19 protein-coding genes are annotated in these 23778 nt (G+C 64.9%); 7 read left to right on the forward strand and 12 right to left on the reverse strand.

Annotation, left to right across the window (positions count from 1 at the left end):
- Positions 1-3: 3 nt before the first annotated feature.
- From AC1DN0_RS16135 to oxlT (AC1DN0_RS16155), 5 genes are all read right to left on the reverse strand, one after another.
- Positions 4-1713, reverse strand: a complete 1710-nt coding sequence (locus AC1DN0_RS16135; RefSeq protein WP_441630616.1) for an NADH-ubiquinone oxidoreductase-F iron-sulfur binding region domain-containing protein — start codon at positions 1711-1713, stop codon at positions 4-6.
- Positions 1714-1925: 212 nt separating this feature from the next.
- Positions 1926-3242 (reverse strand): oxalate/formate MFS antiporter, encoded by a 1317-nt coding sequence (gene oxlT, locus AC1DN0_RS16140; protein WP_441630618.1) that lies wholly within the window; start codon positions 3240-3242, stop codon positions 1926-1928.
- A gap of 707 nt (positions 3243-3949) precedes the next feature.
- Positions 3950-4171, reverse strand: coding sequence for a hypothetical protein (locus AC1DN0_RS16145; protein WP_441630620.1), 222 nt, complete (start codon positions 4169-4171; stop codon positions 3950-3952).
- A 151-nt stretch (positions 4172-4322) separates the two neighbouring features.
- On the reverse strand, positions 4323-5234 hold the full coding sequence (locus AC1DN0_RS16150) for a LysR family transcriptional regulator (RefSeq protein ID WP_477145844.1): 912 nt from the start codon (positions 5232-5234) through the stop codon (positions 4323-4325).
- Positions 5235-5324: 90 nt separating this feature from the next.
- Complete coding sequence (gene oxlT, locus AC1DN0_RS16155; protein WP_477102566.1) at positions 5325-6659, reverse strand: oxalate/formate MFS antiporter; 1335 nt, start codon at positions 6657-6659, stop codon at positions 5325-5327.
- Between the two features lie 212 nt (positions 6660-6871).
- Here oxlT (AC1DN0_RS16155) and AC1DN0_RS16160 point away from each other — a divergent pair, with 212 nt between their 5' ends.
- From AC1DN0_RS16160 to AC1DN0_RS16170, 3 genes are all read left to right on the forward strand, one after another.
- Complete coding sequence (locus AC1DN0_RS16160; RefSeq protein WP_477143525.1) at positions 6872-7813, forward strand: LysR substrate-binding domain-containing protein; 942 nt, start codon at positions 6872-6874, stop codon at positions 7811-7813.
- A 98-nt stretch (positions 7814-7911) separates the two neighbouring features.
- The gene (locus tag AC1DN0_RS16165; RefSeq protein WP_441630628.1) at positions 7912-8217 is read left to right on the forward strand and encodes an HAD family hydrolase; all 306 of its coding nucleotides are present in this window, start codon (positions 7912-7914) and stop codon (positions 8215-8217) included.
- A gap of 167 nt (positions 8218-8384) precedes the next feature.
- A complete protein-coding gene (locus tag AC1DN0_RS16170; protein WP_441630630.1) occupies positions 8385-8951 on the forward strand; it encodes a cupin domain-containing protein in 567 nt (188 codons plus the stop codon).
- Between the two features lie 41 nt (positions 8952-8992).
- Here AC1DN0_RS16170 and AC1DN0_RS16175 read toward each other — a convergent pair whose 3' ends face one another.
- The 4 genes from AC1DN0_RS16175 to AC1DN0_RS16190 all read right to left on the reverse strand — a co-directional run bounded on the left by AC1DN0_RS16175 (position 8993) and on the right by AC1DN0_RS16190 (position 15152).
- Positions 8993-9766, reverse strand: coding sequence for a fumarylacetoacetate hydrolase family protein (locus AC1DN0_RS16175; protein WP_441630632.1), 774 nt, complete (start codon positions 9764-9766; stop codon positions 8993-8995).
- A gap of 110 nt (positions 9767-9876) precedes the next feature.
- Entirely contained in the window at positions 9877-12006 is a 2130-nt protein-coding gene (locus AC1DN0_RS16180) for an acetate--CoA ligase family protein (RefSeq protein ID WP_477111818.1), read from the reverse strand.
- A 140-nt stretch (positions 12007-12146) separates the two neighbouring features.
- Positions 12147-13376, reverse strand: coding sequence for a formyl-CoA transferase (gene frc, locus AC1DN0_RS16185; RefSeq protein ID WP_441630636.1), 1230 nt, complete (start codon positions 13374-13376; stop codon positions 12147-12149).
- A 21-nt stretch (positions 13377-13397) separates the two neighbouring features.
- A complete protein-coding gene (locus AC1DN0_RS16190) occupies positions 13398-15152 on the reverse strand; it encodes a thiamine pyrophosphate-binding protein (protein ID WP_477145845.1) in 1755 nt (584 codons plus the stop codon).
- A gap of 463 nt (positions 15153-15615) precedes the next feature.
- Between AC1DN0_RS16190 and sucC the strand changes: the two genes are divergently transcribed.
- Together sucC and sucD are read left to right on the forward strand one after the other, a co-directional pair.
- Positions 15616-16845, forward strand: a complete 1230-nt coding sequence (gene sucC, locus AC1DN0_RS16195; RefSeq protein ID WP_441630638.1) for an ADP-forming succinate--CoA ligase subunit beta — start codon at positions 15616-15618, stop codon at positions 16843-16845.
- A gap of 1 nt (position 16846) precedes the next feature.
- Positions 16847-17731 carry a succinate--CoA ligase subunit alpha gene (gene sucD, locus AC1DN0_RS16200; protein WP_441630640.1) on the forward strand — a complete coding sequence of 295 codons (885 nt, stop codon included), beginning with the start codon at positions 16847-16849 and terminating at the stop codon, positions 17729-17731.
- 80 nt (positions 17732-17811) lie between these two features.
- Here the strand turns inward: sucD and AC1DN0_RS16205 are convergent, their stop codons facing one another.
- Together AC1DN0_RS16205 and AC1DN0_RS16210 are read right to left on the reverse strand one after the other, a co-directional pair.
- Positions 17812-18531, reverse strand: a complete 720-nt coding sequence (locus tag AC1DN0_RS16205; protein WP_035862714.1) for a GntR family transcriptional regulator — start codon at positions 18529-18531, stop codon at positions 17812-17814.
- Between the two features lie 233 nt (positions 18532-18764).
- Positions 18765-19739 carry a 2-dehydropantoate 2-reductase gene (locus tag AC1DN0_RS16210; protein ID WP_441630643.1) on the reverse strand — a complete coding sequence of 325 codons (975 nt, stop codon included), beginning with the start codon at positions 19737-19739 and terminating at the stop codon, positions 18765-18767.
- A 269-nt stretch (positions 19740-20008) separates the two neighbouring features.
- Between AC1DN0_RS16210 and AC1DN0_RS16215 the strand changes: the two genes are divergently transcribed.
- Positions 20009-21628, forward strand: coding sequence for an OpgD/OpgG family glucan biosynthesis protein (locus AC1DN0_RS16215; protein WP_441630645.1), 1620 nt, complete (start codon positions 20009-20011; stop codon positions 21626-21628).
- 204 nt (positions 21629-21832) lie between these two features.
- Positions 21833-22525, forward strand: coding sequence for a GntR family transcriptional regulator (locus AC1DN0_RS16220; RefSeq protein ID WP_441630647.1), 693 nt, complete (start codon positions 21833-21835; stop codon positions 22523-22525).
- A 46-nt stretch (positions 22526-22571) separates the two neighbouring features.
- Here AC1DN0_RS16220 and AC1DN0_RS16225 read toward each other — a convergent pair whose 3' ends face one another.
- On the reverse strand, positions 22572-23450 hold the full coding sequence (locus tag AC1DN0_RS16225) for an EamA family transporter (protein ID WP_441630651.1): 879 nt from the start codon (positions 23448-23450) through the stop codon (positions 22572-22574).
- Positions 23451-23778 lie beyond the last annotated feature (328 nt).

Here is a 23778-nt window from a genome sequence, read left to right on the forward strand (position 1 = left end):
GGCTCAGGCCAGTTCCTGCGGGAAATACTTGATCACGCAATCCACCGGGTTGGGCGCGGCCTGCCCCAGCCCGCAGATCGAGGCGTCGCGCATTACCGCGGACAGGTCCGCCAGCGCGGGCAGGTCCCACTTCGGCTGCCCGATCACATCCAGCGCCTTGGCGGTGCCCACGCGGCATGGCGTGCACTGTCCGCAGGATTCCTGCTTGAAGAAATGCATCAGGTTGCGCGCCACGGCAACGGCGCTGTCCTGCTCGGAGAACACCACGATAGCGGCCGAGCCGATAAAGCAGCCGTAGGGCTGCAGCGTATCGAAATCCAGCGGGATGTCGCCCAGCGACGCCGGCAGGATGCCGCCGGAGGCGCCGCCCGGCAGGTAACCGTAGAAGCCGTGGCCGTCCTGCATGCCGCCGCAGTACTCCTCGATCAGTTCCCTTACGGTGATGCCCGCCGGCGCCAGATGCACGCCCGGCCGCCTCACCCGCCCCGACACCGAAAAGGAACGCAGGCCATGCCGGCCATTGCGCCCCTGCGCGGAGAACCATTCCGCGCCCTTCTCCAGTAGCTCGCGCACCCAGTAGAGCGTCTCGAAGTTGTGCTCCAGCGTGGGCCGGCCGAACAAGCCGACCTGCGCCACGTAAGGCGGACGCAGCCTGGGCATGCCGCGCTTGCCTTCGATCGATTCGATCATGGCCGACTCTTCGCCGCAGATATACGCACCGGCGCCGCGGCGCAGCTGGATGTCAGGCAAACCCGGCACCGGCGGATCGGCATGCAGGCGGCGCAGTTCCTCGCCAAGCACCGCCCGGCAACCGGCATACTCGTCGCGCAGGTAGAGATAGATCGCCGAGACCTGCGTCACCGCGGCGGCGATCAGCATGCCTTCCAGGAAGCGATGCGGATCCCGTTCCAGGTAGACGCGATCCTTGAAGGTGCCTGGCTCGCCCTCGTCCAGGTTGACCGCCATCAGGCGCGGCGCCGCCTCGGCCATCACGATGCGCCATTTGCGCCCGGTGGGGAAACCCGCTCCGCCCAGCCCGCGCAGGCCGGAATCCTCCATTGTGCGAAGCACGGATTCGAAATCGCGCTCGCCCGCCGCCAAGTCCCGCAGCAACTGGTAGCCGCCCTGCGCGCGATAGTCGTCGTAGCCCAGATAGGCTTCCGGCTTATGCCGCACGGCGCGCGCGGCCACCGTGCCGGCAATGGCTGGCGCGCTGGCGAAATCAACGGGATTCTGTCCGACCAGCGCCGCGGGCGCGCGCTCGCACCGGCCGATGCACGGCGCCGCCACGACCTTGACCTCGCTGCCCAGCAGGGCCGGCAGCCTGGCGAGCAGGTCGCGGGCACCCGCAAGCTCGCAGGCGATGCCTTCGCACACGCGCACCGTCACGGCCGCCGGCGGCCGGATCGCGCCATCCGGATCCTCGCGCACCACGTCGAAGTGGTGATAGAAAGTGGCGACCTCGTAGACCTCGGCCTGCGACAGCCGCATCTCGTGCGCCAGCGCCACCAGGTGCGGGATGGCGAGCTGGCCGTAATGGTCGTTGATGGCGTGCAGGTGTTCGATCAGCAGGTCGCGCCGGCGGGAGGCATCGCCCAGCAAGGCTCTCACCTCGGCCAGCGCGGCCGGATCGGCCTGCCGCCCCTTGGGTTGACGGCGCTTGCGCTGCTTGCCGATATCCTGGACCGCGATGGGAATGACGACCGGGTTCATGGCAATCTCGGTGACTGTCTCTCGTGGGTGCCGAATGGCAACGGGGCAAGCGCTTGACACGCTTGCCCGCCGCTCTGGTCTTATCCTGCCTTGCCCGCCCGGCGGCCGCGCTGCCGGGGGCGGGCGGCGCGGGCGGGGCGTTGCCTTCGATCATATCCCTATTCCCGCCACGCGCAGGCAAGCTACCGCCTGCAGCCGGCCCAACGCGCCTCTCAGGTAAGGTCCTCAGGCACCGCGCGGTATCCCATCGGCGCCGCGGTATTGGCATGCACGTACTTCCTGGCGTGCGCCTGCCGCATCGGCTTGAGCACGAACAGGGCCAGAAAGGCGGACAGCCCTGCCATGCCGGACGCAAGCATGAAGACCGCGTGCCAGTCGCCGGTCGCGGCGGTGATGACACTGGAGAACGGCACCAGCAGCGCCGCAGTGCCCTTGGCCGTGTATAGCAGCCCGGCATTGGTGGCAGCGAACTTGGGACCGAAGGTATCGCCGCAGGTGGCCGGGAACAGGCTGTAGATTTCACCCCAGGCGAAGAACACGACGCCGGTCAGCACCACGAATGCGATGGGATCCTGCCCGTACCTGGCCAGCAGCAGGATGCCGACCGCTTCGATGGCAAAAGCCAGGCACATGGTGTTCTCGCGGCCGATGTTGTCCGAGATCCAGCCGAAGAACGGACGGGTCAGGCCATTGAGCACGCGGTCGATGGTCAGGGCGAAGGTCAGGGCCGGCAGCGTGAGGCCGAGCAGCGAAACCGGCACGCCATCCAGCCCGAAGTCCTTGGCGATCGGGCCGAGCTGCGCGGTAGCCATCAGGCCGCCAGCCGCCATCATCACGAACATGGCGTACATCACCCAGAAGATCGGCGACGACAGGACCTGGCGCGGCGAGGCGTTGTAGGCGGCGGTCTTGACCGCGCTCGTGACCTGGTTCAGCACCTTGGCAGAAGGCGGATAGAGCGCCATGCCCAGGAAGAACACGATCAGGCCCTGGCCCAGTCCGAACCACAGGAAGGTGGCCTCATAGCCGCTGCTCTTGATCATGTTGGCGATCGGCACCACAGTGAGCGCCGAGCCCGCGCCAAAGCCGGCTGCGGTGATCCCCGCAGCCAGCCCGCGCCGGTTGGGGAACCACTTGAGCGCATTGCCCACGCAGGTGCCGTAGACCGCGCCCGCCCCTACCCCGCCAACCGCCGCAGCGAAGTACAGCATCGGCAGCGACGAAGCCACGGAGTTCAACGCCCACGCAATCGCGCACAGCAGGCCGCCACCCACCACCACGGGACGCGGGCCATACTTGTCGACCAGGTAGCCTTCGATCGGCACCAGCCAGGTTTCGGTGACGACGAAGATGGTGAATGCCACCTGGATCGCCGTGCGGCCCCAGTGGTACTTGTCGTCGATCGGATTGACGAACAGCGTCCAGCCGTACTGCATATTGGCGATCATCGCCATGCAGATCACGCCAAAAACGAGCTGTACCCAAGGTGAGGCAAAGCGTGACTCGGGCGCGTTTTGCTGATGTTCCATTGGTGTCTCCTTACGGCGGGCAGGGCCGCCTTATGTGGAAAGGGCGTCTTCGGACACCTCTTCGGGATGGCGCTCCTGTGCGCCATCCCAGATACTGCGGTCGTTTCATTGCTATACAGTATGTGATATATCAATATAGTCAAGACGCTTTTGGGCGACTCGGAATCCACTGAAATCGTGTGGCAAGCGCCGCGGTGGCGCACCAGAAGGCGGCACGCAGGTTACTCGTGCGCCACGCGCATCAAAGCAGGCGGCCACGCCAGAATGGCCTGCTGACGGATCAATGACTTAGAGCGCCGCGCCACATCAATGGGGCGTGGGGAATAGCGGTAAACGCAATTGGAAACGGGGCGTGCGGAGTGCTCGGGCCCAAAGCATCAAGACCCACCCTCGGGAAAGTCCCTAGATAAGGTCAGGCTCGCGAACGGGTGAATGTGCTGAATGTCTGGCCCTTCAGGAAAGAAGAGCGGAGAGGCGCAGGCTTGATGCATACGCGTGCCTGTAGCGCAGGCTGCGTTCAGACCAGTGCGCAATAGCGGCGGTCGCAACCAACCGGCACGCCAGGATATCGGACCGAACAAAGTGAAAAACGGAACCCGGGGTGGCTCTGCAGACAAGCCCAAAGGCATACTTGGCGGGTAGGGCCTCAACCAAAGCGTAGTGGCAGCGATCGGCAGCCGGGCTCTGCCGATCACACCACGCCAACATCAGGCGCGGGCCAACTGAGGTTGCACACTCACGCCGGTTGCGGCGGGACTGGCGCGGCCAACACCGGCAGTTTCCTGCGACGCGCCGAGGCCGGCAAAGCGACCGTGCTCCTGGGCGCGGATCAGCACGAGGGTAGGCACGCGGGTGGCGATCAGGAAGGTGACACCGACGCCAAGCGAAACCAGGCCAAGGGCGAGACCGAGAAGAAGAGCGCTGTCCATCAGAAAACTCCAGTAAGGATGGTGGGTAGGAGTTTTCATTATATGCTGCGTCGCACTATGTGTAAATATCCTGTATGTAATATATCAGAACAAGTTTGACATCTCAGCAACAGCCCCTGTGCCGCTCCCCGCAGGCGGTGGCCGCTCCGCCCTACCCCACCCGCGCCACCAACGCCTGCTCATACTCCATCCCACGCAGCGCATCCCAGATGGCGGCAGCATTAGGCTTGAGCGAACGGCTCTTGCGCCGCACCAGCATCACCGAAGACGTGACCTGCGGCCGCAATGGCCTCATCACCGCAGCTGGGCTCAAGCCAGCCGAATTGGCCCGCGACGGCACGATCCCGATGCCCAGCCCCAACGCCACCATGCCGAAAATCGCCGCAAAATGCCCCAGCGCCTGCAGCGACCCCGCGCGCACGTGATAAACGCCAAACGCCTGCTCCACGGCCGGCTGGATCCCCGAGTGCTGGTCCAGCATCAACACGTTGGCATCGTTGAGATCGYCCCATCCTATCGTCTCCCGCGAGGCCAGCGGATGCTGCGAAGGCAGCACAGCGTGAAACGGATCCGAACACAGCGCTTCGCAAAACAGATCGTCTCCCGCCTCCGGATTGGTGGAGATGCCGAAGTCCACCTCGCCGCTGCGCACGCATTGCAACACGGACTCGTGCGAGCGGTCCTTCAGGCAGATGCCAATCCCTGGCCATGCCGCCCGGCAACCCGCCAGCCAGCCAGGCAGCGACATCGACGACAACACCGGATCGGACGCAATCTGCACCGTGCCCTGGCACGGCTTGCCAGCACCCTGGCTCTCGCGCAGCGTCTGCTCGACTTCTTCGATCAGGTGGCAGATGCGCTGCGACAGGTGCTCGCCGGCATCAGTGAGTTCGACCTGGCGTGTGGTGCGGTCGAACAGGCGCTGGTCGATCTCGTCTTCCAGCTCGCGCACGCTGCGGCTGATGGCGGACTGCGTGAGTCCAAGCTCGGCTGCGGCGCGGGTAAAGCTCTTCTGTCGCGCCACGGCGGCAAAGGCCTTCAACTGCGGAAGCGAAATATTCATGATTACCCCTTCTGTATGCATGAGGCGCGGCGCATCGTGATGGCAATCGGGCCCGGATTCGCTTGACGCGGTCCGGGCCCGGCTGGGGATTCAGTCGCTCTTGCGGGGGGATAGTCCCGCCAGGTAGGCCGGGCTGTCGGCCGCCGGCACCAGGGACTCGACATGACCGGTGATAAACCGCCTTCGCATCGGGGCCAGCACGAACTTGGCGGACAGTCCGGCGGCGATGGTCACGGCCGCCGCTACCGTAAAGACCGCGTCCCACCCGCCTCGCGCCGACAGGACCGAGGCCAGCGGTACCAGCATCGCTGCCGTGCCCTTGGCGGTGTACAGGGTGCCCGCGTTGGCCGCAGCGAACTTGCTGCCGAAGGTGTCGGCGCACAGCGCGGGAAAGATCGAGAAAATCTCGCCCCAGAACAGGAATGTGAGTGCCGCGAACGTCATGAACCAGTACGGGTTGTGGCCGAACTGCATCAGGCCGAGCAGCGACAGCCCCTCGCCGATGAAGATAAAGAACATGGTGTTCTCGCGCCCGATGCGGTCCGAGATGAATCCGCACAGCGGCCGCGTCAGGCCATTGCACAGGTTATCGATCGACAGCGTCATGGTAAGCAGCGGCAGCGTGAATCCCAGCATCGTCACCGGCATCGATGCGAAACCGAAGTCCCGGGCGATCGGTCCCAACTGCGCGGTGGCCATGATGCCGCCCGCCGCTACCGCCACAAAGGACGCGTAGATGACCCAGAACACAGGCGTCTTCACCATCCGCCCCGGCGTGAACTCGATGGGATTGGTCAGCACCGCCTTGGCGGCCACGGCGCCGGCGGGCGGACGCGGCTTGACCAGCAGCAAGGCCATCAGCAGGATGCAAATGCCTTGCAGGATGCCGAAGGTGATAAAGGCGTGCTCGTAGCCGGAGCGCTGGATCATGTTGGCGATGGGGATCACGGTGAGCGCCGAGCCCGCGCCGAAGCCGGCAGCAGTCAGGCCGGCGGCCAGCCCGCGCTTGTCCGGAAACCACTTGAGCGCATTGCCCACGCAGGTACCGTAGACGCCGCCGGCGCCGATGCCGGCAATCACCGCCGCGAGGTAAAGCTGCGGCAGGCTCGTCGCATAGGCGTTGATGACCCAGGCCAGCCCCGCGCACAGCGCGCCGCCCGCCACCACCGGGCGCGGGCCGATCTTGTCGACCAGCCAGCCTTCCAGCGGCACCAGCCAGGTCTCGGTCACGATGAAGATGGAAAAGGCCACCTGGATGGCGGACTCGCCCCAGTGGTGCTTGGCATTCATCGGGCCCACGAATAAAGTCCAGCCGTACTGCAGGTTCGCCACCAGCCCCATGCAAACCACACCGATTGCCAGCTGGAACCAGCGATTGCCAAGCCAGCCCGAACGGCCCGGGGCCGCCATATTGTCATGCGCCATGTCGTGTCTCCTGCATAGTGCGTATCGCGCTCTGCGGCGCGACGGGTAGGCTTCTCTGTGAGGGGGAGCCCTTGGTCACTACTTGATTGAGCGCGCCTGACATTGCGGCACGTGCATCCGTGGACTGATGCTAGTTCAAACTAAGTTCGGCTAAGCATAAAGTTTTTTATTATGATCATTTACGATCCTTTATAGATTGGGCGGATGAGTGCATGAAGAACGCGACGCTGCGCCAGCTCAAGGTTTTCGAGACGGTTGCCCGGCACCTGAGCTTTTCGCGGGCGGCGGAAGAGCTACACCTGACGCAGCCGGCGGTATCGACGCAGGTGCGGCAGCTCGAAGGCCATGTCGGACTCCCGCTGTTCGAACAGCTCGGCAAGAAGATCTATCTCACGCCGGCCGGGATTGAAATGCTGCACTACAGCCGCAGCATCATGCAGCAATTCCGCGAAGCGGAAGACGCCATGTCGCAGCTCAAAGGGATCTCCGGCGGGCGGCTCAATGTGGCCGTGATCAGCGCCGGCGATTACTTTTTTCCGCGGTTGCTGGCGGAATTCATGCAACGGCATGCCGGCGTGACGCTCAATCTCGCAGTGCACAATCGCGAGGAATTGCTGCACCAGCTTGCCGGCAACCTGACCGACCTGGCGGTGATGGTTCGCCCGCCGGAAGGCATGGACACCATCAGCGAATCGTTCGCGCCCCACCCCTATGTCATCGTTGCCGCGCCCAACCACCGCCTGGTGGGCGAGCGCAACGTCCCGCTCGCGGCTCTGGCAGACGAAGCCTTCGTCGCGCGCGAGAAAGGGTCCGACACCTGGAACTCCATGCAGGAAGGCTTCGCCGGGCGACTGTCCAACCTGCGCATCGCCATGGAGATCAAGAGCACCGAAACCATCAAGCAGGCGGTGATCGCCAACATGGGCATCGCCTTCCTGTCGGCGCATACCGTAGGGCTGGCACTGCAGACAGGCAATCTCGCCGTGCTGGATATCGAGGGGTTCCCGGTAATGCTCAACTGGTATGTGGTGCATCGCAAAAACAAGCGGCTGCCGCCGGTGGCGCTCGCCTTCAAGCATTTCCTGATGGAAGAAGGGGCCAGCCTGATCCAGCGCATCACCGGTGTGGACAGGCTGATAAAGCATAAGCGATAACTTATGGTTATTCAGTTAAACTTTAATTATCGTTAATTGATCGGCAAACCTATCCTCAGCTCAGGCCCACCTTTGATAGCCGCCCGAGGAGTCCGATCATGAACCAGGTCCAGTTCGAAGCCCGCCCCGCCGCCCAAGCCGACGCCGCAGCCCCGCGCGCCAACGACGAATCGCAACTCGCAGCCTACAACGCCGCATTCACCGAGCTTGGCCTGCGCTTTCGCTGGGACAGCGAGATGTACGCGTGGCTGTGCGGTATCGAATGCGAACAGAGCCGGATCGCGCGCTATATCGAGGAGTACCACGCGCACCTGCTCAACGCCTACGATGCTGACTTCCTCAGCCGCCTGATTCTCGACAAAAAGTGCGATTACCTTCGCGCGATGGGCCAGAAAGCGAACTAAGGCAGCGGTAGCCCGACACGACGCAGCAGGCAGAAAAGGGCGCGGGAAAGCGCCCTTTTCTGCCTGCTGCGTGCCGTATTGCGCGCGCCGAATGTGCGCCAGCGCACTGCCGCCGGCGAACGTGGCGCGCTATGGTCTGCCCACTACGCACAGGAACGGAGACTGGCATGGGACAGAACATGTTCGAAGCCGGCGCACCAGCCGGTGCCCGCGCTCAGCGCCGCGAGGGGACGTTCGCCAGCTCCCGTGCGCTTGCATTGCAGAACTGTCCGATCGAACCATCCTGGATCCGTACCGGTGCCCCGCGGACGCATGCCGCCCAGCACTCGGGCGCGATCGATGGCCTGGCATCCACCAATATCTGGGAATGCACCACCGGCACCTTCGAGTGGTACTACGGCTGGGAGGAAACCGTGTTTATCCTGGATGGGCAGGTGAAGGTAACCAGCCCGGGCGGCCAGGTCCATGTGCTCAAGGCCGGCGACATCGGCTATTTCCCCGCCGACACCACCTGGCTGTGGGAAGTCGATGGCTATGTGCGCAAGATCGCCTTCTGCCGCAAGCATGTGCCACTGGTGCTGAATGTCCCCCTGCGGGTACTTGCACGGCTGGGGCTCAGTCGCCGCCTGCGCAAGGGATGCGCCGCGGCATGCAACGCATTGCGCTGGCTGGCCGGGCGCGTCCGGCTGCGCGACACCTCCGCCCTGACCCTGCTGCTGACACTGCCGCTCTGACGCCTGCCGGGCGCTGGCCTTGCCCGCGCCCGCGCACCCGCTCAGCCGCGCATGTGGTTGACCAGTGAACCGATGCCCTCGATCGTCACCTCGACCACGGCGCCATCCTTCATCGATCCGACACCGAGTGAAGTGCCGCAGGCGATCACGTCGCCAGGCATCAGCGTGAGATCCTGCGAGATCAGGCTGACCTGCTGCTCAGGCGAGAAGATCAGGTCCGACAGCGGGTAGTTCTGCCGCTCCGCCCCGTCCAGCCGCGTCACCACGCACGCGGCACGCCAGTCGAAATTCGTGACGATGGCCGGCCCCAGGCAGCCGAAGGTATCGAAGCCCTTGGCGCGGCACCATTGCGGGAAAGCGGGATCCTCGGCAATGATCTCTCCGGCGGTCACGTCGTTGACCACGGTATAGCCAAAGATATGCGAGGCGGCCTCTTCCGGCGACACGTTGCGGCAACGGCGCCCGATCACGATGCCCAGTTCGCCCTCGTAGACGATCTTGCCCCCATAGCTGCGCGGCCGCAGGATGGCATCGCCCGGGCCAGCCACCGAGCTCGCCGGCTTGATCAGGAACAGCGGGTGCGCCGGCACCGGTTTTTCGAGCTTGCGCGCCAGCGCATGGAAGTTGTTCCATAGCGCCACGATCTTGCCCGGGTCGCACGGGCTCAGCAGGCGCAGCCCCTCGCGCGGCAAAGCCGCGCCGGTGGGTTCCGGCCGCGCGTAGCCGGGGCCGTCGTACTCGATGACATGATCCCCCTCGATACGGCCAAAACCGATCTCCCCGTCCCCGGTCTGGAAGCGAATCCACGTTTGCACAGTCCACTCCTCCGGCGGGCGCGGCATGCTGCCCGCGTCCACCCTTGTCCCACATTGTCGAAAGCCGGGCCCGCGCGCGGCGGGCCCGGCCTTGCCGCTGGGTCTTGCCCTCAGATCTTGCCGGCGCCGCGAGCCCACTTGTATTTGGCGCCCAGCACCGCGACCGGGATCTCTGTGGAGTAGGCATACGACGGCACGCCGTGTTCGTACAGGTACTCGGCTGCCTCCTCCACCTGCACGTCGCCTGCCAGCGAGGCCACGATCGGCTTCTCGATGCCACGCGCCGCCATTTCCTCCTTCACCTCCACCACCAGCTTCGCGAACACCATCGGTGGCGTGATGATGGTGTGCCAGTAGCCCAGGATGATGGCGTGGATGCGCGGGTCCTCCATGCCCAGGCGCAGGGTGTTCTTGTAGGTGGATGGCGGTTCGCCGCCGGTGATATCGACCGGGTTGCCCGCCGCGCCAAAGGGCGGGATGAACTTGCGGAAGGCCGCGTCGAGATCGTCCGGCATGGTCATCAGCGACAGGTTGTTGTCCACGCACGCATCCGACAACAGCACGCCCGAGCCGCCTGCGCCCGTGATGATCACCACGTTCTCGCCCTTGGGCGTCGGCAGCTTCGGAATCCCCCGCGCATACTCCAGCAGATCGCGCAGCGAGCGCGCACGGATCACGCCGCACTGCCGGAACACGTCCTCGTAGATCTTATCGTTGCCGGCCAGCGCGCCGGTGTGCGAACTGGCGGCGCGCGCGCCCATGCTGGTGCGTCCGGCCTTGAGCACCACCACCGGCTTCTTCTTCGACACCCGCTTTGCGGCTTCGGCGAAGGCGCGGCCGTCCTTCAGGTCCTCGCAGTGCTGGGCGATGATCTCGGTGTTGTCGTCCTGCTCGAAGAAGGTAAGCAGGTCGTCCTCATCGATATCGGACTTGTTGCCCAGCCCGACAATGGCCGAAACGCCCATCTTGGCCGAACGCGAGAAGCCGATGATGGCCATGCCGATGCCGCCGGACTGCGACGACAGCGCCGCCTTGCCCTTGACATCGTAAGGCGTGCAGAAGGTCGCGCACAGGTTCTTTGGCGTGTAGTAGAAGCCGTAGATATTCGGCCCCATCAAGCGGATATCGTGCTTGCGCGCGATGGCGACGATCTCTTCCTGCCCTTCCACGTTGCCGGTCTCGGCAAACCCTGAGGGAATCAGCACCGCGCCTGGAATATGCTTCTCGCCCACCTCTTCCAGCGCCCCGGCCACCAGCTTGGCGGGAATGGCGAACACCGCCACATCCACCTCGCCCGGCACGTCGAGCACGCTCTTGTACGCGGTCATGCCCATGATCTCGCCACCCTTGGGATGGATCGGGTAGATCTTGCCCCAGTAGCCGCCGTTGATCAGGTTCTTCATCACCGAGTTGCCGATCTTGCCGTCCTCGTTTGATGCGCCGATCACGGCCACCGAATCGGGACGCATGATGCGGTTCATCTGCCTGACGATGTCTTCCTGGCTGGGGCGATAGCGCTCCGGCTGCGGCGCGAAGTCCACCACGATGCGCACGTCGGCGGCAATGGCGCCGTCCTTGCTGGCGAATACCGGGTTAAGGTCAAGCTCCGAGATATCCGGGAAATCGCTCACCAGCTCCGACACGCGCTGGATCATGCCGGCCAGCGCCTCGCGATTGGCCGGATCGGCGCCGCGCACGCCTTTGAGCACTTCGGCGGCGGCAATGCCGTCGAGCATCGACAGCGCATCCTCCTGGCTGGCCGGGGCCATGCGGAAGGTAATGTCCTTGAGCACTTCCACCAGCACGCCGCCCAGGCCGAAGGCCACGAGCTTGCCGAAGGACGGATCGGTGACGGCGCCAATGATGACCTCCTGCCCGCCGGTAATCATCTGCTGCACCTGAACGCCAACGATATTGGCGTTGGGAGCGTACTTCTTCGCATTCCCGACGATGGTCAGGTAACCGCGCTCCACATCCGCGGCGCTTTTCAGGCCCACCAGCACGCCGCCGGCCTCGGTCTTGTGCAGGATGTCGGGCGAGACGATCTTGAGCACTACCGGATACCCCATCTTGTCAGCCAGCTCGACTGCGCCGGTCGGCGTCCTGGCCACGCCCTCGCCCGGCACCGAAATGCCGTAGGCATCGCACACCAGCTTGCCTTCGGGCGCAGTCAGTGCATTGCGGCCTTCTTCCTTCACGGCGGCGAGAATCTTCCGCACCGCGTCCTTGTTGTGTGCCATGTCAGGTCTCCATCTGTTCATGGATTGCGTAGGGATGAGCCGGTCCGCGCCCTTGCGCGAAAGCGCGAGGGCGGGCGGCTTGCAAACTCACTGCGGGAAGTGCTTGAAGCGCTTGAAGTGCCTCGGGTACGTTCAGGGCATCAGACTGCCCCGGCGGCGCGCAAGGCTTCGATCTGCGCGGGCGTGCGGCCCAGCCAGTCGAGGATCTCTTCGGTATGCTCGCCCAGCAGCGGCGAACGCTCGACCTCCACCGGCGATGCCGACAAGGTGATCGGGCAGCCGAGTTGCACATACTGGCCGCGTTCCGGGTGATCCAGTTCCACCAGGTAGCCACGCTCGTACAGTGACTTGTCCTCGATCAGGTCCTTCATCGACAGGATCGGCCCGCACGGCACGTCGACCTCGTTGAGGGCATCCATCACTTCGAACTTGGTGCGCGTGCGCGTCCATTTCTCGATGATGGAGAAACACTCTTCCAGGCATTTGAGGCGGGCCTCCGGCGAGGCGAACTGCGGATGGGTGATCAGCTCCTCCCTGCCGCACAAGCGCATCAGCGGCTCCCAGCCTTGCGGCTGCACGATCACGTAGACGTAGTCGTTGGCGCCGCCGGGCGCGCAGCGCAGCGCGGCGCCGGGCTGGCCGCCGCCCGAGGCATTGCCCGCGCGCGGCACGAAGTCGTCGAACTCCTGGTTGGGGTACTCGCGCATCGGCCCCGCGGCCAGGCGCTGCTGGTCGCGCAGCTTGACCCGGCACAGGTTGAGCACGGAGTCCTGCATCGCCACTTCCACGCGCTGGCCACGCCCGGAATGCTCGCGTTGCAGCAGTGCCGCCAGGATGCCCACCACGCAGTGGATGCCAGTGCCGGAGTCTCCGATCTGCGCGCCGGTGACTGTCGGCGCGCCATCCGCCGTGCCGGTGGTRCTGGCCGAGCCGCCCATGCACTGGGCCACGTTCTCATAGGCCTTGCAGTCCGCGAACGGTCCCGGGCCGAAGCCCTTGATCGACGCGTAGATCAGCCGCGGGTTCAGCGTCTGCAGGCGGTCCCAGTCGAAGCCGGCGCGGTCCAGCACGCCGGGGCCGAAGTTCTCCACCAGCACGTCGCAGCGCCGCACCAGGTCTTCCAGCAGCGCCTTGCCCTCCGGCGTCTTCATATTGAGCGTGAGGCTGCGCTTGTTGGAGTTCAGCATGGTGAAGTACAGGCTGTCTGCGTTGGGCACATCGCGCAGCTGGCTGCGCGTGATGTCGCCGCGCCCCGGCAACTCCACCTTGATCACGTCGGCCCCCAGCCATGCCATCAGCTGGGTGGCCGAAGGGCCGGCCTGCACATGGGTCATGTCCAGGATCCGCACACCGTCCAGTGCCTTGTTCATGGTTTGTCTCCTCGCCACCGGTTATTTGTACATGGTCTGGTTCTTGGTGCCCGGCGCGTACTCGCGCGGGTCCACCCAAATATTGATCACGGCCGATTTTCCGGTGCGCTGCACCGCCTCGCGTCCGCGCTGCAATGCGCCGGCGATCTTGCCCGGCTCGCGCACTTCCTCGCCATAGCCGCCCAGCATTTCGGCGAACTTGGAGAACGGCACGTCCGACAGTAGGTTGCCGACGTTGCCGCGCTCGTCGCCGTACTTGGCGAGCTGGCCGTAGCGGATCTGGTTCATGGCGGAGTTGTTGCCGATCACCGCCAGGTAGGGCACGCCAAAACGGTTGGCGGTTTCCATGTCGAACGCCGTCATGCCGAACGAGCCGTCACCGTAGTAGCAGAGGATTTCCTTGTTCGGGTTGGCCAGGCCGGCGGCGATGGCAAAGCCTGTGCCGACGCCCAGCGAGCCCAGCGCGCCCGGGTCCATCCACTGCCCGGGACGGCGCGGACGCACCGCCTGCGCGGAAATGGTCACCACGTCGCCGCCGTCGCCGATGTAGACCGTGTCGTCCRACAGGAACTCATTCAGTTCATAGGCCACGCGGTACGGATGGATCGGCGTGTTTTCCGAGCGGAACAGCGGCATCAGCTTGGCGGTGGCGACGGCCTCGGCTTCGGTCAGCTGGCCCATCCATTTCTGCCGCGCCTGGCGCTTGTCGTTCTTGATGCGGCCGCTGGCAGCCTGCAGCACCGCACCGAGGATGGCGCCGGGGTCGCCCACCAGGCCAAGGTCGATCTCGCGGTTCTTGCCAACCGTGCGGTAATCCATGTCGATCTGCACCAGCGTCAGCTCCTTGCTGATGCGCTTGCCATAGCCCATGCGGAAGTCGAACGGCGTGCCCACGATGATCAGTACGTCGGCATTGGCGAAAGCTTGCGTACGGGTGCGGTCGAAGTGGTGCGGATCGCCCGGCGGCAGCAAGCCACGGCTGGCGCCGTTGAAGTAGCCGGGAATATCCAGGCCCTTGAGCAGCGCGATGGCTTCCTCATGCCCGCGCGCGGTCCAGACCTGCTGGCCGTAGAGAATCGCCGGGCGCTCGGCATTGACCAGGATGTCGGCCAGGCGCTCGATATCCTTCGGGTCGCCAATCGATTTAGTGGAAGCGCGATAGTGGCCGGGGCGCGGAATCACCGCGCGCGCCGCATCGACTTCGCGGTCGAGCACGTCGCGCGGGATTTCCAGGTACGACGGGCCGGGCGCGCCATTGAAGCACTCGCGCGCCGCCATCGAGATCATGTCCGCCACGCGCTCGGTGCTGGGGATGGTGGCCGCGAACTTGGTGATGGGCGACATCATGTCGACATGCGGCAGGTCCTGCAGCGAACCCATCTTGTGCTGGGACAGGGCACCCTGCCCGCCGATGTGAATGATCGGGCTTTCCGAGCGGAAGGCCGTCGCCACGCCGGTCACGGCGTTGGTGCAGCCCGGACCTGCGGTGGTCACCACGCAGCCCAGCTTGCCGGTCTGGCGCGCGTAGCCGTCCGCCGCATGAGCGGCTACCTGCTCGTGGCGCACGTCGATGATGCGGATGCCCTCGTCCACGCAGCCGTCGTAAATGTCGATGATATGGCCGCCACAGAGCGTGAAGATGGTGTCGACGCCTTCGTTCTTCAGGGCCCGCGCTACCAGGTGGCCGCCGGAAATAACGCCGGCATCGCGGGTCTTCTGCTTCAGGGTGTCTTCGGCCGTGGTGGATTCGGACCGCGTGGGTGCGACTGCAGACATGTCTTGGTCTCCTCGTTGACTGGGTTGCGACAGGCTGTGACGCGGACCTGGCCCGTTGTCACGACACCCGTTCRCCCTTTGCTGCTTTGCTGCCTGGCCGGTGCCTACCCTGCATGTCACCGGCCCTGCGACGCCATCGATCCATTTCGAAGGATCTTGATGACATACGGTATGTGATATATCAACGAAGCTCAAGGGAAATTTGGATGCTTGCCCAGGAGTTTCAACGATGCGATGCAGCAAATCGCCGCAAGATGGATGACAAATAAGAACAATTGCTGAATACGTGCCGATTCATTCCGTTTCCGCACAGCTGATGAGCGCCCCGGCCCCAGCCTCCGCTTCGTGGAAAATTCGCTTGTTTCTCGTTGATATATTACATACCATATTTCACAGCGCGTCTTGCCGGACCATCCGGTTTCGCGGCTCGCCGGCACCCGCATCACCAAGAGCGAGGAGACTTGTGAACATTCACGAATATCAGGCCAAGGAATTGCTCAGGCGCTTCGACGTGGCCGTGCCGCGCGGGGCCGTTGCGTTTACCCCGGAGGAAGCCGCCAGCGCGGCACGCAAGATCGGCGGATCGGTCTGGGTGGTGAAGTCCCAGATCCATGCCGGCGGCCGCGGCGCCGGCCGCTTTGCCGGCGATCCGGGCGGCAAGGGCGGCGTGCGCGTGGTCAAGTCAGTCGATGCCGTGCGTACGCAGGCCGAACAGATGCTCGGCAAAGTGCTGGTCACCAAGCAGACCGGAGAAGCCGGCCGCGAAGTGCGCCGCCTATATGTAGAAGAAGGCTGCGAGATTGCCCGCGAGCTATACCTGGGCATGCTGATCGACCGCGCCACCTCCCGCATCACGCTGATGGCCTCCACCGAAGGCGGCATGGAAATCGAGGAAGTCGCGGCCCGCACGCCGGAGAAAATCCTGAAAGTCGCGATCGAGCCGGCCAGCGGCATCCAGCCCTTCCACGCGCGCCGCCTGGCCTTTGGGCTGGGGCTGACCGGCAAGCAGGTCAGCGCGGCATCGCGCTTTATCCTCTCGGCCTACCGTGCATTTACCGAGCTGGACGCGTCGGTGGTCGAAATCAACCCGCTGGTGGTGACGCGCGCTGGCGACGTGATCGCGCTCGACGCCAAGTTCAACTTCGACGACAACGCGCTGTACCGCCATCCGGACATCGAAGCCTTGCGCGACGAAACCGAGGAAGATCCCGCCGAATCCGCGGCGGCCCGCCATGGGCTGAACTACGTCAAGCTCGACGGCAGCATCGGCTGCATGGTCAACGGCGCCGGGCTGGCCATGGCCACCATGGACATCATCAAGCTCTATGGCGGGGAGCCGGCCAACTTCCTCGACGTGGGTGGCGGCGCCACCAGGGAACGTGTGACGGCGGCATTCCGCCTGATCCTCGACGACCCCAAGGTCAAGGGCATCCTGGTCAATATCTTCGGCGGCATCATGCGCTGCGACGTGATCGCCGAAGGCGTGGTGGCCGCCGCGCGCGAGATCGACCTGACGGTCCCGCTGGTGGTCCGGCTGGAAGGCACCAACGTGGAACTCGGCAAGGCCATCCTGCGCGACTCCGGCTTGCCGATCCTGTCGGCCGACCACCTTGCCGACGCCGCGGAGAAAGTGGTCAAGGCCGTTCAAGGCGTCGTGCAAACTGGCAATAACGGCGATAAGGGAGGGAAATGACATGGCCGTACTGATCCATCAAGACACCAAGGTAATCTGTCAGGGCTTCACCGGCGCGCAAGGTACCTTCCACTCCGAACAGGCGCTGGCCTACGGCACGCGCATGGTCGGCGGCGTCACCCCCGGCAAGGGCGGCGAGACGCATCTCGGGCTCCCGGTGTTCGACACCGTAGCCGCCGCGGTGGAGCGCACGGGCGCCGACGCCTCGGTCATCTACGTGCCCCCGCCCTTCGCTGCCGACGCCATCCTGGAAGCCGTGGACGCGGGCATCGGCCTGATCGTGTGCATTACCGAAGGCATCCCGGTGATCGATATGGTGCGGGTCAAGCGCGCGCTATCCGGTTCGGGCAGCCGTCTGGTCGGGCCAAATTGTCCGGGCGTGATCACGCCGGGACAATGCAAGATCGGCATCATGCCGGGCCATATCCATCGCCCCGGCAAGATCGGCGTGGTGTCCCGTTCCGGCACGCTGACTTATGAAGCGGTGGCGCAAACCACGGCCGCCGGGCTCGGGCAGAGCACCTGCATCGGCATCGGCGGCGATCCGGTCAACGGCACCAACTTTATCGATTGCCTGCAGATGTTCCTGGCCGACGACGACACCGAAGGCATCATCATGATCGGCGAGATCGGCGGCTCTGCCGAGGAAGAAGCCGCGCAGTTCCTGCGCGATGCGCGCAGCGGCGGGCAGGCCAAACCCGTGGTGGGTTTTATCGCCGGCACCACCGCCCCGCCGGGCCGGCGCATGGGGCATGCAGGGGCCATCATCTCCGGCGGCATGGGGACCGCCGAGGCAAAGATCGACGCCATGCGCGCCGCCGGCATCCGGGTAGCGCGTTCGCCGGCCGAACTGGGCAAAACCATGGTGGCGGCGATGGGCGCGTAGCACGTTGGCGTTGTCAATGAAAAACGGCGGACAATATCCGCCGTTTTTCTTATTGCCATGGCGTCCGGTACGCTTGCTGCTCAATCGAGGAAATCGCAGTGCTTTTCGACATAGTCGGCGAGGTCCAGCGAATGCTGGCGCACCAGCTTCTCCGCCAGCTCGGTATCGCGCTTCTCCAGCGCCTCGATAATCCGCAAATGATCGACGATGGAACGCGAGGCGCGATCACTCTGCGAGATCGTCATCTTCCGTATCGCGCGCACATGGACAAAGATATTCTTGATCGAGTCCATGATGATCTGCGACTTCGACAACTGCACGATCGCCTGGTGAAAGGCGATATTCGCGTCGGAGTACTCCTCGATATGCTCAGCCGGGGTCGCATCGCGGAAGCTGTCGAACATATGGCGCAACTGCGCGATCTCCGCGTCGCTGGCATGCAAGGTGGCGAGGCGCGCGGCCATGCTCTCCAGCGCCGCCCACACCTGGATCATTTCCACGATCTCGCGCTTGGTCTTGCGCATGATGTAGATGCCGCGCCGCGGCACCGTACGCAGGAAACCCTCCTGCTCCAGGAGCGTCATGGCTTCGCGGATGGGGGTGCGGCTCACGCCCAGCGCTTCGCTCAGGACACGCTCGTCCAGCCGGATTTCCTCGGTCGACTGATAGATATCGGCRTCGGCAATGGCCTGGCGCAGCATSGCRTASGCCTGGTCGCGCAGGCTGGCGCCCGCATTGATGGGYTGCAGGGACAGGGTCAGTCCAGCTGGCTGAACGGCGGATGGGCTTTGCACAGACATGAATGGGCTCTTGTTGATACCAGCGCCTCGGCGCACAGGGCAGTGGCCGGCAGCTTGCCGCCTAGCTTACCAAAAGCAGCCATCACATGAGTCGAATGCATAGCAAAATGCACAATTGACATAAATCGGCTGCCGGGAACGGCGGTTTTACGTATATGGTATATCACATGGTGCGCCGCCGTAGTGGGCCGGCGCGGCCATGTGCTACCGGAATGCCTGCCCGGCCATCCCGCTCAAGCCGCCTGCGCCATCCTTTCGCGCTGCTTGATCAGGCCCAGCACCGTGTCCACCATCGGCGTGGGCTGCCGCACCAGCCGCCCCATTTCCTGCACCACGGTCAGCAAGGGGTCGATCTCCATCGCGCGCCCCGCTTCCAGATCCTGCAGCATGGAAGTCTTGTGCGCACCCACCGCGCCGGCGCCGTCGATGCGGCGCTCCACGTCGACGCGGAAATGCACACCGAAGCGCTCGGCAATCGCCTGGGCTTCCAGCATCATCGCCCGCGACAGCCCGCGGGTGGCGGGATCGGAAGTAATGATATCCAGCGTGGCGTGCGTAAGCGCGCTGATCGGATTGAAGCACAGGTTGCCCCACAGCTTGAGCCAGATCTCGTCGCGGATATTGTCGCGGATGGGCGCGTCCAGCCCGGCGGCCACCATCATTTCACTCAGGTGGCTGACGCGCGCCGACTTGCTGCCGTCGGGCTCGCCGAGCGGGAACTTCTTGCCGTAGACATGGCGAATGACGCCGGGCTCGGCAATCTCCGCGGCGGGATACAGCACGCAGCCGATCGCACGCTCGGGACCCAGGCCGCGCCACTGGCGCCCGCCCGGGTCCACGCTTTCCAGCGTGGTACCGGCCAGCGGGCCGCCATGCTGATGGAAGTACCAGTAGGGAATGCCGTTCACGCCAGTCACGATGGCCGTCTTCGGCCCGAGCAAGGGCTGCATCAGGTCCACCACGCCCGGCACGGAATGCGCCTTCAAGGTGATGAAGACGTAATCCTGCGGCCCCAGCTGGGCGGGGTCGTCGGTGCAGTTGACCCTGGCCACCCGCTCCTCCCCGTCGCACAGCAGGCGCAGGCCGTCGGCCTTCATCGCGGCGAGGTGGGGGCCGCGTGCGACCAGGCTGACTTCGGCGCCCGCCAGGGCAAGCTGAACGCCGATATAGCCGCCGATGGCGCCGGCACCATAGATACACACTTTCATCAGTTGTCTCCTGTGGTTTTATGGGTATATCCATTGATATATCACATACTATATCCCACAGAAAAAGAGTACAACCTCAATCTTGCAGGGCGGCGCCCCGGACACGTGTGGCACCGCCATCTACGCTGCGCGGGATCTCGGTGGCCGTTTAAGCCAAAAAATGCCATTTACAGCACTTTCAATCACCCTTTTCCGAACTTTCCTTCACCCCAAGCGTCATTTAGAGTTCTGCCCATTCCGGCGTGTTGCGCCAAGGATCCCTGCCTTCGATGATGAATCGCCGCACCCTGCTCGTTTCCGCGACCGCTTCCGCCGCCCTGGCGGCCCTCGGCATCACACCATCCGTGCTGGCGGCCGGCAAGATCAAGCTGGGCGACGCCCGCCCCTTCAGCTTCGACACCCTGATTGAGCAAGCCCGCACCCTGGCTGGCCGGGCTTATGCGCCCCCCGCCACGGCACCGGCCGACATCCTCGCCAGGATCGACTACGAGGCGCACGGCAAGATTCGCTTCAAGACCGATGACGCGCTGTTCGCGGACGGGCCCGGCCAGTTCCCGGTGACCTTCTTCCACCTGGGCACCTTCTTCCGCCAGCCGGTGCGCATGCACGTGATCGACAGCGCCAAGGGCGCGCCGGCGGCGCGCGAGATCGTGTATGACGAGTCGTATTTCGACATGCCGGCCGACAGCCCGGCGCGCAAGCTGGCGCGCGGCAGCGGCTTTGCCGGCTTCCGCTTCCAGGAAAGCCGCCTGGCCGACCAGAAGAAACTCGACTGGAAGAAGAACGACTGGGTGGCCTTCCTTGGCGCCTCGTATTTCCGCGCCATCGGCGAACTCTACCAGTACGGCCTGTCCGCGCGCGGCATTGCCATCGACGTGGCCGAGACCGGCAAGCCGGAGGAGTTTCCGAGCTTCACGCATTTCTATTTCGAGACGCCCGCGGGCAACGGCGACAGCGTCACGGTCTATGCCCTGCTCGATGGCCCCAGCGTGGCCGGCGCGTACCGCTTCGTCATGCAGCGCGGCAAAGGCGTGCTGATGGATATCGATTGCGCGCTGTTCCTGCGCAAGGATGTGGCGCGCCTGGGCCTGACGCCGCTGACGTCGATGTGCTGGTTCTCGGAAGCCAGCAAGGGCACCGCCGTGGACTGGCGCCCTGAAGTGCACGATTCCGACGGCCTGGCGATCTGGAACGGGGCCGGCGAACATATCTGGCGCCCGCTCAACAACCCGCCGCGCACCATGGCTTCGAGCTTTGGCGATGACAATCCGCGCGGCTTCGGCCTGCTGCAGCGCGATCGCAACTTCGATCACTACCAGGATGGCGTCCATTACGAGCGGCGGCCCAGCCTGTGGGTCGAGCCGCGCGACGGCTGGGGCGCGGGCACGGTGCAACTGATAGAAATTCCCACCGACGACGAGATCCACGACAACATCGTCGCGATGTGGGTGCCCAAGGCACAGGCCAAGGCCGGCAGCAGCTTCCGCTTGCGCTACCGGCTGCACTGGCTGGCCGACGAGCCTTATCCGAGCCCGCTGGCGCGTTGCGTGGCTACCCGGCTGGGCAACGGCGGGCAGCCCGGACAGGCACGCCCGCAAGGCGTGCGCAAGTTCATGGTGGAGTTCAAGGGGGCGCCGCTGGAGAAACTGCCCTACGGCACCAAGCCGGAAGCGGTACTGAGCAGTTCGCGCGGCACCTTTTCCTATATATTTACCGAAGCGGTGCCCAATGGCGTCGCCGGGCACTGGCGTGCCCAGTTCGATCTCACCGCCGAAGGCAAGGAACCGATCGACCTGCGCCTGTTCCTGCGCCTGGACGGCAAGCCGCTGTCGGAAACCTGGCTTTACCAGTACCACCCGTTCAACTCGCCGACTGGCCATGGCACTTGAGCGTTGGCGGCATCCCGCACGATGGCCGGGCGATGCCCGCCGCTCTGAGCAGGCTGGTGACGGACATACTGCTGGCATGATGTTGCCGCGCGTGAAGCGGGTATCATCACGGCAACCAGGCAGCCGGCTGTCCACCCTCCCCGGCTGCCGCGCCTTGCGCCATTACGACAACAACACATAACGACCACGGTTTCGACCGCTCCCATGATTTCCGCAGATCTCGCCGGCGCTGCCGGCACCGGTCCCGACGATTCCCTGCCCCGCGCCGAGCGGGCCTACCAGCACCTGCGCAACGCCATCCAGGCTGGGCAACTGCCCTCCGGCACCCGCCTGCGCGAAGTGGAGCTGGCGGCCACGCTGGGACTGTCGCGCACGCCGGTGCGCGAAGCGCTATCGCGCCTGGAGTCCGAAGGCCTCGTCGTCAACGAGCCCAACCGCGGCATGATGGTGACGCGACTCGACGCCAGCATGGTCAGCGAGCTCTATGTCATGCGCGAGGTGCTGGAAGGCACCGCCGCCGCGCTCGCCGCGCGCCACGCCACCGATGTGGAAATCTCGCTGCTGCGCGATATCGTCCAGCGCGACCTCGCCATCGCCGACCAGCCCGACAAGCTCGCCGCCAACAACCGGCTCTTCCACGAAACCCTGCACCGTTGCGCGCACAACCGCTACCTGCTCAAGACGCTACGCTCCCTGCACGAGTCGATGGCGCTGCTGGGSCGCACCACGCTGGCGCTGCCGGGACGCGCGCAGGTTTCCTACGAAGACCACATCGCACTGGTGGAAGCCCTGGAACAGCGCGAGCCCGCGCTCGCCGAGCAGATCACGCGCCGGCATATCCAGCAGGCCTACAAGGCACGCCTGTCGATGTGGATCGAAGAACAATCCGAATCCTGAGCCGCCGCCCCGCCAGTTGCCTCGGGCGGCCTCCGGCCTCCTGAAGTCACGCCGCCGCGACCGCCCGCGCGCCGCGCCAGGTACCCAGGCTAAGCACCGCAAGCGCCCCCAGGATCAGCGCCACCGCACCCAGGGTCTGCGGCGCGATCTGCTCGCTGCCCAGCCAGGCGCCTACAGCCAGGGCCACCGGCGGGTTGACATAGACATAGCTGCTGGAAATCGTCGGCGAGACGTTCGCCACCAGATGCATGTAGGCGGAAAACGCCACCAGCGATCCCGCCACCACCAGATAAACCCAGGCCCACCACGCCTGGCTGCTGACGGTACGCGGCCAGGGTTCGCCGAGCGCAGCGGAAAGCGCCAGCAGGATTGCCCCACCCAGCAGCATCTCCGCGGCAAACGCCACCGCGCCGCGTGGCAGGTCCAGGTGCCTGGCGAGCTGCGAGCCGAACGACCAGCTGGCAATGGCCGTCAGCAATGCCACAACCCCGGTGGCACTCGCGCGGAATTCCGCGCCGCCGGTCAGCACCAGGATGCCCTGGCTGCCCAGCGCGATGGCCAGCCCCTCATACCAGCGCGGCCGCCCGCCGAAGCAGAATCCCCAGAACAAACCAAAGATAGGCATCGCGCCGATCATCACGGTGGTCGCTCCGGAGGAAATGGTCTGCTCGGCCACCGCAGTCAGCCCCATGCCGCCGACCAGCAGGAAACCCGCCAGCACGGCGCAATTGCGCAACTGGCGCAGCGTCGGCATGGCAGCACCGCGATACCGCAGCCACAACGCCAGCAGCAGGCCCGCGCAGACAAAGCGCGAGCCCATCATCAGGAACGGCGGGAAGCTCTCCAGCGTGAAGCGGATTGCGAGATAGGTCGTGCCCCAAACCAGATAGGTGATCAGCAGGCAAAGGACGAGGCGGGGCGACAGCATGGCGAGCGCGGAGTGCCGCAGAAGACAGGGGCCTCCACGATAACGCCATCCCGCACGGCTTCAAAAGGAAAACGCCTGGCAAGCGTTGTTAGGCAAACTCACAAGGCAGGGAGACTGGTCTACCCGGAAGGCGGCAGCCGAAAGTGGAAGCCGGTGAGCGCTAACCGCGACCCGGTGAGTATCAAATAAGGTTCTTCAGACTTTCGTGTGGGTAGGTAGTACGCTTTCGCGCATGGCTTGGTAAGGAGGTGTGCGATGGACAGCGTGGAACTGTACCGGCAGCTGCTTGGCGTGACTGCGCCATGGACGGTGGAGCGTGTCGACC

This window comes from Cupriavidus sp. 05N39, assembly GCF_056397325.1.